We start from the raw sequence: 11,105 nt of genomic DNA, 5'->3' as shown, positions 1-11,105 counted from the left end.
AGTGTTGACGGGTGATCTTCCGACACCAGTTAAATACTACAACCCCGATATTGCTAAAGAATACAAAAAAATAGAAGCCGCTGCCGAACAAAAACTGCTCTCGATGTTGCCTGAAGAGCTGCGTGAGGATTTTGCTCCATATCTCGTTTCAGACGCCGCGCACCCTGAAGATGTGGCGATAGTCAAACAGGCAGATTCACTCTGCGCCTATCTCAAATGCTTAGAAGAACTCAGCGCGGGCAACCATGAATATGCGCTGGCCAAAAAACGTTTAGACGTCACCTTACGAGATCGCCATACACCTGAGATGGAGTATTTTCTCAATACCTTTGCCCCTAGTTTCGAATTAACGCTGGACGAGATCAGCTAACTCACGCTAAGTTACTTGTTAAGTGTTTGAAAAACATAAATGTACTGCAGGAGATGGCATGGATATATCCATTGACCCCAAATGGCTTGAACGCCAAGATGATGAGCATAAAATCCGCCGCGATGATCACCGCAGCCCTTTCCAACGCGATCGGGCACGTATTCTTCACTCGGCAGCATTTCGTCGCTTGCAAGCCAAAACTCAAGTACATGGCACTAGCTTGAATGATTTCCATCGCACTCGCCTCACTCACTCCTTAGAAGCCGCGCAACTCGGCACTGGTATAGTGGCGCAAATTAAACTCAAGCAACCAGAGTTTCGTGATTTGCTGCCTTCGGATAGTTTGATCGATTCCTTATGCCTAGCGCATGATATCGGCCATCCTCCTTATGGTCATGGCGGCGAAGTGGCGCTCAATTATATGATGCGCGATCACGGCGGCTTTGAAGGCAACGCGCAAACCTTTCGAATTGTGACCAGCTTAGAGCCCTACACCGAACACCATGGTATGAACCTGTCGCGCCGCACTGTGCTGGGCTTATTAAAATATCCTGCACTGCTGAGCCAAACTCGCGCCGTACAGCAACCCAATGCAGTCGCTCACCAGCGTCAGTTGAAAGCTAAAGAGTGGTCGCCCGCTAAGGGAATATACGATTGCGATCACGCGATTTTTTGTTGGGTAACGGAGCCGCTCTCTGCGCAAGATAAAGCCCTGCTCAGTCAAATGCGTGGTCAGCCCGCAACGCCTTATCAACATCACAAGACTCGCTTTAAATCACTCGATTGCTCAATCATGGAGCTGGCCGATGACATTGCCTACGGCGTGCACGATTTAGAAGATGCCATCGTGCTTGGCATGGTGACTCGCCAACAGTGGCAAGAGGCCGCAGCCTCGAAACTGGCCGAATGCGGCGATGCGTGGTTTGAAGAACACATCGCTTCCATCAGTGAAATGCTGTTTGCAGGCAAACATTATCGTCGTAAAGATGCGATTGGCGGGATTGTTAATGCGCTACTGACTAGCATTCATATTCAAGCCGTTGATGCGCATTTTGAGAATGAATTACTCGCCTTCAACGCCTATTTAGAACCCAATATGGCCGCCGCGCTGGAAGTACTGAAATCATTTGTGAACCAATATGTGATTCAAATTCCGCAAGTGCAGCGTTTTGAATACAAAGGCCAGCAGATCATCATGGATCTATTTGAAGCACTGAGCGCCGATCCTGAACGCTTACTGCCAGAAACAACGCGCGGTAAATGGCAAGCCCAAACTAATGAAGACGATGGTATGCGCGTCATCTGTGACTATATTTCGGCTATGACCGATGGCTATGCGCAAAGGCTCCATCAACAACTGTTCTCAGCTCATAATCACTATTAATGGCTGGTTGAGTGGTAGCTTCTGCCACCGTTACTCACTGATATAGCGGTTACTCACTGATATAGTTTTGCTTAAAAACCCCAGCTGGCATTTGGCTAATTTGAAAGGCAACCATCGCATCAAAAGCATCAAGGAGCGGTTGAAAATTTTGCCGAGGCTCAAGCAATGACAAGATATGAAAACCAGCTTCAACGGTCGATAAGCTGTTTTCACTCGGTGCTTTACGAATGCGATAATTGCCTTTGAGATCGGTCGGCAAGTGCAAACACGCTAGCGAATGTAAATTGCTCGAGAGTTGCCACATTTTATACGCTTTCTTCCAAGTACCATCGAGTAAAATAACTCGTACTTTTCTGGTATCAGCGTTGATGTTCATAGCCGACACGGGCTGCGCAGTCTCATGCGGGTAAAGTACATAGTTGAGCACATCCGGCTCAGCTAAGCACTCATTCAGCTGAGTGTGCTGGCTAAAATCTTCGGCAACAAAGCGCCTGCAATTGGCTAAAGATAAATCGAGAATTCGGGCTGTACCCATTGGGCGATGTTCTTCTGTCGGATGTTGAAGAATGATAAGCTCGACCGACGAGGAAAGCGGTACGATCAAAGAACAGATGCAGGCTTTTCGCGCTTTACCACATTGAGAACAGTATCGAGACATAACGTGAATTACTTTCGCCTTTGCTTACTAAACATAAACCATCAAAAAAATCGTTATTTTGCACTACTTGCTATCAGCTTGGTCTGCTTGGGGTTGCAATGGCCGCCACTGGCCGCCCTCAGTGCGTGGAATCGGCCTGCCATTGAAGCGGGCCAATGGTGGCGGATCCTAACAGGAAATTTCACACACACCAACTTTACACACCTTGGTATGAACCTCGCAGGGCTGTGGATTATCCATTTTGTGTTTCAGCCGAGCAGTAAAAAATGGTTAATCAGCCTTCTGGCAACCGGCCTGATGGTAGGCGTCAGCCTTTTTTTGAGCCGTATGCAAGTCTATGTCGGCCTTTCAGGCGCGCTCCATGGAATGTTTGCCTATTTGGCGCTGCAAGAAGCACTGCAAGGGCGTCGCAGCAGTTGGCTGTTGGTGGTTGGTGTTATTGTCAAAGTTGTCTGGGAACAAATTTTCGGCGCTTCAAGTAACACCAGTGAGCTTATTAATGCACGCGTGGCTATCGAAGCGCATTTAGCAGGCATGTTGGCCGGGTTGATACTCGCCATCGGTGAATGGCTGAGATCAAAAAAAACGGAGAAGTAACGCACTTCTCCGCTTAATACTCTCCGAAAAATAATCTGCCTGCTTCGAGAAAGACGCGCCTAACCTAAACGATTGGCCGTTGACCGCGACTGATCAATTTCAGAAGCACGCTATCGGCCGCTTCGCCCGCAACGCCAGCCAATTTATCAGTCAGTTTTTTCTTCTGCACATAATGGATTGCCAGTACCGTTTTATCTTTACACGCAGCAACCACTAAGTCGTCAAAAGTTTTGATCTCATCGACTAAACCGAGCTCTTGAGCTTGAGTCCCAAACCAGTGTTCGCCAGTGGCCACTTTCTCAAGGTCAAGCGCTGGGCGATGCTCGTGGATAAAATCTTTAAACAGTTCGTGAGTCTCTTCGAGTTCTTGCTTGAACTTATCGCGCGCTTTATCACTGTTTTCACCAAACATAGTCAGCGTGCGTTTGTATTCACCTGCGGTCAACTGTTCAAATTCAATGTCATGTTTTTTAAGCAGTTTATTAAAGTTAGGTAGTTGCGCGATAACGCCAATGGAACCGACAATCGCAAAAGGAGCGGCCACAATTTTATCAGCAATACACGCCATCATATAACCACCGCTGGCGGCCACTTTATCAACTGCGATGGTTAGGGGTAACCCAGCTGCTTTAATGCGATCGAGCTGCGAAGAAGCCAAACCATAACCATGCACCATGCCACCGCCAGTCTCTAAACGCAGCAATACTTCATCACCTTGCCGAGCAACGGCGAGAATGGCGGTCACTTCCTCGCGTAGCGAACTCACTTCTTTGGCATCAATACTGCCGTTGAAATCCAAGACAAAGAGATGCGGTTCACGTTTGGTATCTAGCGCTCCCTCTTTGGCCGCTTTTTTGATCGCTTTGTCACGTACTTTGTTTTTCTCTTTTTCGCTTTTCTTTTCTGCTTTATCGCGAGCTTTCAAGAAAGCATCATCGTGCAGATGGTGTTCCATCTGCTCGACCATTTCTTTATGACGCTCGGTTAAATTCACCACTTCCAGCTCGCCTTTCTGCGCGCTGTTTTTTCCGCCCACTGATTTCACAATGACCAATAGCACAACAAGAGCGACGACGATTGTCGCAATCTTGGCCAAAAATAGGCCGTAGTCCAATAAAAATTCCAACGTCCTAATCCTCATAGGTTTTGATTTGGTGTATTGTAACCACCTTGTCACGAAGACTTAAAGCAAATCATAACAATAAGGAAGCACAAGGTGGATTATTCAGTTTCTGCAGATGCCCTCAAAGATAGAGTCATTTTAGTTACAGGTGCTGGCGACGGTATCGGTAAACAAGCCGCCATCAGCTATGCAGCCCACGGCGCAACCGTCATTTTGCTCGGCCGCACGGTGAAAAAGTTAGAACAAACTTATGATGAGATAGAAAACGCTGGCTACGCAACACCTGCGATTGTTCCACTGGACATGAAAGGAGCCACCAAGCAACATTATCTCGATATGATCGATACCATTGCAGAGCAGTTTGGTCGCTTAGATGGTGTGCTACATAACGCGGGACTTTTGGGTGTGATCAGCCCGTTTGATCAGATCGGTGAAGATTCTTATGACGATGTCATGCAGGTCAACGTCAAAGCGCAATTCTTACTCAGCCAAGCGGCGCTGCCATTGCTGCACAAATCTCCAGATGCGCGGATTGTATTTACGTCTTCAACCGTAGGCCATGATGGTCGTGCTTTTTGGGGCACTTATGCTATGTCAAAATTCGCCACAGAAGGGATGATGCAAGTGCTAGCTGATGAGCTAAGCAACACGTCAATTCGAGTGAATGCAATTAATCCCGGTGGCACGCGCACTGGCATGCGTGCCAAAGCTTATCCCGCTGAAGATGTGGAGTTGTTGAAAACGCCTAAAGATATCATGCCGCTTTATCTCTATTTAATGGCGCCGGAAAGCCAAGCCGTGAATGGTCAATGTATCGATGCACAACCGAAAAAGTAATGGCTTAGCTTTTTCTTAATCTTTCAATGCCTTGCCTCATCAGCAAGGCATTGTCGTTTGAGGTAAAAATCACTATTTCATGCCGGCACATTAGAGACGACTTTGTTGTAATGATGGTTAAAAAGTCTTACGAAAGCACATCACGTAATCGGTCTTGTGCCACTTGTACTAATAAATCGGGTTGGAATTTAGAGATAAAACGATCACAACCCACTTTTTGTACCATGGCTTCATTAAAGCTGCCACTGAGTGACGTGTTTAACGTAATAAATAGTGATTTCATTCTCGGATCATTACGGATCTCGGAAGTCAGTTTATAGCCGTCCATTTCTGGCATTTCAGCATCGGTGATCATCAGTAAAAGCTCACTCGTTACATCTCTTCCTTCATCGCTCCACGACTTCAGAAGATTCAATGCTTCTAAGCCATCTCTGCATTCGACAATTTCCAAACCAAGCTGTGAGAGCGTCCCTTTTATTTGGTTACGAGCCGTTGAAGAATCATCCACAATCAGAATTTTTCGCCCGACCATCTCCGCAACCAAATCATGATCAAGAATGCCTTCTGAGATAGAAACGTCATAATCAATAATCTCAGCTAACACTTTTTCAACATCAATGATTTCAACAATATGGCTACTGTTGACCTCTTTAACATGGGTGATAGCGGTAAGGTAATTAGAACGGCCAGCTAAACGCGGTGGTGGCTGAATTTCAGTCCATGCGGTATTGATAATATTGCGAACTTGCCCAACCAAAAAACCTTGAATGGTTCGATTGTACTCAGTGATGATGAGGTTCTGTTCTTGGCTATCCAAGCGAGATGGAGGAAAACCGATCGCACTGCGCAAATCAATGACAGGAACTGGCACTCCCCTCAATGAGGCTACACCCGTAATATTATGATGAGAACCGGGTAATTTCGTTAACTGAGGAACTTTGATCACTTCCCTCACCTTAAATACATTGATCGCAAAAATTTGCCGGCTATTTAAGCTGAATAAAAGCAACTCAAGTCGATTCTCTCCGACAAGATTGGTGCGCTGGTCAACCGTATTTAAAACACCTGACATACGAAATCCCGAAAATTATAGTGAACTCACATAACAGTATAGCCATATGGGTTAATTGTAAAAAATATAAATGATCTAACCGCAAAAAAATTAACCTTCGACAACTTTCATCAGCAAAAGTCCATCATAGAGAGCTTGTTTAATCAAAGCCGCACCGGGCATGGTTGCCTGTTTATAAAAACGTGATTCCACTAATTCGAGATCTTGATGATAGACAGGTAAGCTCTGCTCTTCGATGCATTTTTGCAATGCAGGGTATAACACGTTCTTAGCTTGGTTGATAACACCACCGATAAGAATTTTTTCTGGGTTAAATAGGTTGATCACAATTGCGATTGCGGCCCCTAAATAACGTCCTAGTTTCTCTATCACATCCACCGCTAATGGGTCACCCTCTGCTGCGGCCTCACAGATATCTTCAATAGTGATTTCACTGTGCTCAGTCAATGATGAAACCTCACCGTTTGCAATACGCAGCGCCACTTCTTCACGAATTGCTTGCGAACTGGCGACTGTCTCCAAACAGCCAATATTGCCACAATGGCAACGTTTACCGTGCGGATCAATTTGGATATGACCTAACTCACCGATATTCCCGTGCCGACCTTGCAGCACCCTGCCATCGAGGATAATGCCGGCCCCTAAACCGTGGTGAATAGAGATAAGAACCGAATTTTCATTGCCTTGCGAATGGCCAAACAACTTTTCAGCCAGTGCCCAAGCTCGGGTATCATTTGCCACAAATACAGGTAGGCCCGTCGCCTTATAAATTTCAGGACCAAGAGCCAGATTTTCCACATTGTAATGAGGCATCTGCAGCACAATCCCTTGCTCTGAATTCACTAAACCGGGCAAGGTAATTGCGATACTCGTCACTCGATCCAATTGCGACGAGTAGGTTTGAAAAAATTCTTCAATTTCGTAAAGCAACCTAGCGAGCACGTCATCTTGGTCTAGCTCATGGATCTCAATTTTGGTGTCGATCAACACTTCACCACCCAACTCATGCAGGGCAATAATTAGGTAACCACGCCCTAAACGCATGGATAAAAATTGCCATCCCTCATTATTGGTTTGTAAACCAACGGCTGGGCGGCCACGGCTGATCGCTTCTTGTACTGTCGTTTCATGGATTAAATGAGCTTCAATTAACTCACGAGTAATTTTGGTAATACTTGCCGGAGCAAGCTCACTCTCCTTCGATAAATCGATGCGAGAAATGGGACCTTTTTGGTCAATGAGTTTATATACACGACCAGCATTGACCTGTTTGATATGATCAATATGGCCTGGTTGCGCCATATACATTGGGAGCTCCAGAAATCAATAACATGCCAATTTTTTTACTTTGCGAAGTAATTGTGAAGCGCTTTAGTATATTGCCGTGACAAGCATCACGGATATACCTAGATCTTCGTGTATTTAGCCAATAAACTGCCATTTGTTTACATTCAAAAAATATGAAACTCCTCTTTTTTTGTGACAAAAATCATCTGACACCTGTCGATAAATTTCACTCTTATCCCCTTTCTTTCGCCAGATCTTGCATATACTCAATCTAGATTCCCGCCCCATCAGGAGAACACAATGACCGCTGTGTTAAGAAGAACAAAAATCGTGACTACTTTAGGCCCATCAACAGACAAAGGCGAGATATTAGAGGCGATTATCAAAGCTGGCGCAAATGTTGTGCGCATGAATTTTTCACATGGTAGCTCCGAGGACCATAAACTGCGAGCGCAACGAGTAAGAGCTATCGCTGCTAAGTTGGGTCGCCATGTTGCTTTACTTGGTGATTTACAAGGACCAAAAATTAGGGTCTCCACATTTAAAGAAGGAAAAGTCTACTTAGATGAAGGTGACCGATTTGTTCTTGATGCAGAGCTCCCCCCAGGGCAAGGTGACCAAGATTCGGTTGGCATTGACTACAAAAAACTACCACAAGATGTGCAACAAGATGACTTGCTGCTATTGGACGACGGACGAGTACAACTACTCGTCACAGCAGTCGATGGTGCTAAAATACACACCATAGTCACCGTCGGTGGTCCACTTTCAAATAACAAAGGCATCAACAAAAAGGGTGGCGGTTTATCGGCGGAAGCGCTGACCGAAAAAGACAAACGAGACATACTACTCGCCGCCGAAATACAGGTTGAATATCTAGCCATTTCATTTCCTCGCAATGGCGAAGATATGAAATACGCTCGCCGCCTCGCTCGTGATGCAGGCCTTGAGGCCAAGCTCGTGGCGAAAGTGGAACGGGCAGAAACCGTGGCCAGTGATCACAATATTGATGACATCATTATGGCCTCCGATGTGATCATGGTCGCTCGTGGTGACTTGGGGGTAGAAATTGGTGATCCTGAGCTGGTTGGTGTGCAGAAAAAGCTGATCCGCCGCGCTAAGGCACTCAATAGAGTAGTGATCACAGCAACACAAATGATGGAGTCAATGATAGAGAACCCAATGCCAACCCGCGCGGAGGTAATGGATGTTGCCAATGCGGTGCTTGACGGAACCGATGCGGTGATGCTTTCAGGTGAAACTGCTGCTGGGAAATACCCAGTAGAAACGGTTCGTTCGATGGCCGAAGTGTGTGTCGGCGCGGAAAAAATGATCGAAGCTAGCCAACAAAATTACCGAATCGATACTTCGTTTGTGACTGCTGAAGAGACCATTGCGATGTCCACTATCTATGCGGCCAATCACATGGAAGGAATCAAAGCCATGGTGACTCTGACCGAATCAGGAAGAACAGCGCTTATGACCTCACGCTTAAATTCTGTACTGCCTATCTTTGCTATGTCGCCCAATGAACGAAGTTTAAACCGCTGCGCTCTATATCGGGGAGTCACACCCGTCTATTTTGATACCAAAGCAGATACTGGTTTTGATGTGGCCGTTGCAGCTCTCAATACGCTTAAGGAGAAAAAATTGTTAGAGTTCGGTGACTTAGTGATCATCACTCAAGGTGACATTATGGATGTCGAAGGGTCAACCAACTGCATGCGTATCCTGCCGGTCCTTGAATAACCCGTGCTCCCCGTTGACTTAATTGTCGCGGGGAAAATAATCCGATGATGCAATACGGGACTGATATGCCGACTGCGCTTGGTTAAATTGGTCGATAAAGCGATAACCCGCCGTCAGTCCCAGCTCATAATCATAAAGCAGATCTTCTCTGCTGCTTAAGAGAGATCTTGACCTCAATGGTTCGCTGGGCACAATCTGTAGGATGTAAACATCATCCGGCGGCGCACGCAAAAATTCTTGAGTAAGAGAATAAGTTTGGTAATGCACCATTAACATATCCGCTAACCCCGAATCAAACTTGTCACCAATTAAATGACTCAAGCGATAAATATCATCAGCGCCAAATAACCAGCGTCCACCATTGAGTAGATCCAAATTCATTTGCTCACATTTTTGTAGCTTAGAACGTTCTATTTGTTGATGGAGAAGACCACTCCACTCTTGCTTCCAGTAAGACAATTTTTGTCGCCACTGACCTTGAATGTTTTGCAAAGGTTCATGTAGCCAATGAGCCTCGTTGTAAGGCTTAGCAGAAGGCAACGGCTTCATCGGTAACCCACTCTCTACCGCGTCGACATCAGGGCATTCAGTGCGGATTACCGCAACAAAACGGGCACCTCTACGCCATGCCTCCTGAACTGGAATTGATGCCGATACTCCACCATCAATATATAGGTCATCACCCAGCTTGACTTCATGCGGATATAAGCGGGGAATCGCACAGGTGGCAATCAACACCTCTCGCCAGTTACTTTCTAATATCGGGAAATAATGGTCGTGGAGTGAGTGTGCTGAGGTAACAGCAGCATAAGCTTTTCTTTTCGCAAGGACTTGGGCTCCCATATCGACATCCAACCGATAAGGAAATTCCGATATGCGATCTAAAGCCCAATCCAAGTTCATGAACTGCTTACGCCGAACGTAGCTAAATAGATTAAAAAAATTAGCATCCGTGGTGAGTTCTAAAATAAAAGCCTTGCCTAACCCATGCTGACGGCATAGGTAAGCGCACAAATTCAATGCACCTGCAGAGGTGCCATAAAATTCATCAAAGGGGTCAAAATTGGAAAGAAGGAACGCATCTAACACACCTGCGGTAAAAATACCTCTTTGGCCACCACCTTGGGCAACCAATGCATTTTTTCCTCCAATGTACTTCGAGAGCCGATCTAAATCCGCTCTCGTCTCTTTATCAGAGATAGTTCCACTAGTGTTCATCAGCAGAACCCTCGTTGATTAATGGCTGATAGCGATCAAACCAAAACCGACGAGAATAGTAAAGACCGTTGCAGTAATCACTAATGCATATTTTAGATCAAGTTCCATAGCCACCTCCTATCATATAACAAAGTAATAACATCAGTGTGAAGTATCTTCAAGAATCGTTGGTTTTTCGTGCACAATTATGGAGTTACTATCACAATAACCTAATCGTTAAAAAGTGGCTTAGGTTAATAATTATGCATCAATACAATAAAATCATTCTTATCATAGGAGCTTTATCTGCTCACTATGCACAAGCGCAAGTCATCGTCTCTCCCTTTTTTGGGTATATCATTGGGGGGGAAGTCGAGGATCAAGCCAGCAATGAATACGATTTAAAAGCTTCCTCTGGTTATGGCCTCGCTATAGAAACTGATTACGAAAAAGGCCGAATTGGTCTGTTTTATGCCACTCAAAACACCTCTGTTGAAACCATTAACGCGGATGCCAACATCCATTATCTCCACTTTCAAAGCAGCATTTATTATCCGACAAGCCAACAATTGACCGCTTATATAGGCCTAGGTATCGGTGGTTCTTATACGGATGTTGACTGGGCTAAAGATAAATATGGTTTTTCTTCAAGCTTGTTTGGGGGTTTTGAGTATGCCTTTACCGATAACATTGCGCTGAATAGCCAAGTGCGTTGGTTAGGTACCTCTGTTGACAACGAAACTTCAGCAACCTGCACACGGCCCTCTTCAGAAACGTGCGCGATTCGTTTTAAATCTGATTGGATCAATCAATTTTCGGCTAATATCGGCC

At 45.6% G+C, this 11,105-nt stretch carries 12 protein-coding genes; 6 read left to right on the top strand and 6 right to left on the bottom strand.

Annotation, left to right across the window (positions count from 1 at the left end; translation table 11 throughout):
- Window positions 1–370, top strand: a 370-nt coding sequence (yfbR, locus tag B9J87_RS13830; protein WP_094151279.1) for a 5'-deoxynucleotidase, incomplete at its 5' end; no start/stop codon positions are given.
- Between the two features lie 58 nt (window positions 371–428).
- A complete protein-coding gene (locus tag B9J87_RS13825; RefSeq protein WP_029388086.1) occupies window positions 429–1,754 on the top strand; it encodes an anti-phage deoxyguanosine triphosphatase in 1,326 nt (441 codons plus the stop codon).
- A 49-nt stretch (window positions 1,755–1,803) separates the two neighbouring features.
- On the opposite strand, the gene B9J87_RS13820 is transcribed toward B9J87_RS13825, so the two are convergent.
- Window positions 1,804–2,412 carry a tRNA-uridine aminocarboxypropyltransferase gene (locus B9J87_RS13820; protein ID WP_064625702.1) on the bottom strand — a complete coding sequence of 203 codons (609 nt, stop codon included), beginning with the start codon at window positions 2,410–2,412 and terminating at the stop codon, window positions 1,804–1,806.
- A 3-nt stretch (window positions 2,413–2,415) separates the two neighbouring features.
- On the opposite strand from B9J87_RS13820, the gene rrtA reads away from it, so the two are divergent.
- Window positions 2,416–3,009, top strand: coding sequence for a rhombosortase (rrtA, locus tag B9J87_RS13815; RefSeq protein ID WP_094151276.1), 594 nt, complete (start codon window positions 2,416–2,418; stop codon window positions 3,007–3,009).
- 64 nt (window positions 3,010–3,073) lie between these two features.
- Here the strand turns inward: rrtA and sohB are convergent, their stop codons facing one another.
- Window positions 3,074–4,135, bottom strand: a complete 1,062-nt coding sequence (gene sohB / locus B9J87_RS13810; RefSeq protein WP_094151273.1) for a protease SohB — start codon at window positions 4,133–4,135, stop codon at window positions 3,074–3,076.
- Between the two features lie 90 nt (window positions 4,136–4,225).
- Between sohB and B9J87_RS13805 the strand changes: the two genes are divergently transcribed.
- Window positions 4,226–4,969 (top strand): YciK family oxidoreductase, encoded by a 744-nt coding sequence (locus tag B9J87_RS13805; protein WP_017048556.1) that lies wholly within the window; start codon window positions 4,226–4,228, stop codon window positions 4,967–4,969.
- A gap of 127 nt (window positions 4,970–5,096) precedes the next feature.
- On the opposite strand, the gene B9J87_RS13800 is transcribed toward B9J87_RS13805, so the two are convergent.
- Together B9J87_RS13800 and mlc are read right to left on the bottom strand one after the other, a co-directional pair.
- Window positions 5,097–6,041: a chemotaxis protein CheV gene (locus B9J87_RS13800; RefSeq protein ID WP_013856421.1), complete on the bottom strand. Its 945-nt coding sequence runs from the start codon at window positions 6,039–6,041 to the stop codon at window positions 5,097–5,099.
- 90 nt (window positions 6,042–6,131) lie between these two features.
- Entirely contained in the window at window positions 6,132–7,349 is a 1,218-nt protein-coding gene (gene mlc, locus B9J87_RS13795; RefSeq protein WP_013856420.1) for a sugar metabolism global transcriptional regulator Mlc, read from the bottom strand.
- Between the two features lie 279 nt (window positions 7,350–7,628).
- Between mlc and pyk the strand changes: the two genes are divergently transcribed.
- Window positions 7,629–9,077, top strand: coding sequence for a pyruvate kinase (gene pyk / locus B9J87_RS13790; protein WP_019280910.1), 1,449 nt, complete (start codon window positions 7,629–7,631; stop codon window positions 9,075–9,077).
- Between the two features lie 18 nt (window positions 9,078–9,095).
- Here the strand turns inward: pyk and B9J87_RS13785 are convergent, their stop codons facing one another.
- Together B9J87_RS13785 and cydH are read right to left on the bottom strand one after the other, a co-directional pair.
- Window positions 9,096–10,295, bottom strand: coding sequence for a patatin-like phospholipase family protein (locus tag B9J87_RS13785; RefSeq protein WP_094151270.1), 1,200 nt, complete (start codon window positions 10,293–10,295; stop codon window positions 9,096–9,098).
- An 18-nt stretch (window positions 10,296–10,313) separates the two neighbouring features.
- On the bottom strand, window positions 10,314–10,403 hold the full coding sequence (gene cydH, locus B9J87_RS13780; RefSeq protein WP_094123948.1) for a cytochrome bd-I oxidase subunit CydH: 90 nt from the start codon (window positions 10,401–10,403) through the stop codon (window positions 10,314–10,316).
- Window positions 10,404–10,537: 134 nt separating this feature from the next.
- On the opposite strand from cydH, the gene B9J87_RS13775 reads away from it, so the two are divergent.
- Window positions 10,538–11,105 (top strand): outer membrane beta-barrel protein (locus B9J87_RS13775; protein ID WP_254918142.1); only part of this gene is annotated, 568 nt, incomplete at its 3' end.

Origin of the sequence: Vibrio sp. V19_P1S1T109 (assembly GCF_002241375.1) — a bacterium.
Classification (GTDB): Bacteria; Pseudomonadota; Gammaproteobacteria; order Enterobacterales; family Vibrionaceae; genus Vibrio; species Vibrio anguillarum.
The sequence above is the reverse complement of the archived record's forward strand: the minus strand, read 5'-3'. Positions and strand labels throughout refer to the sequence as shown.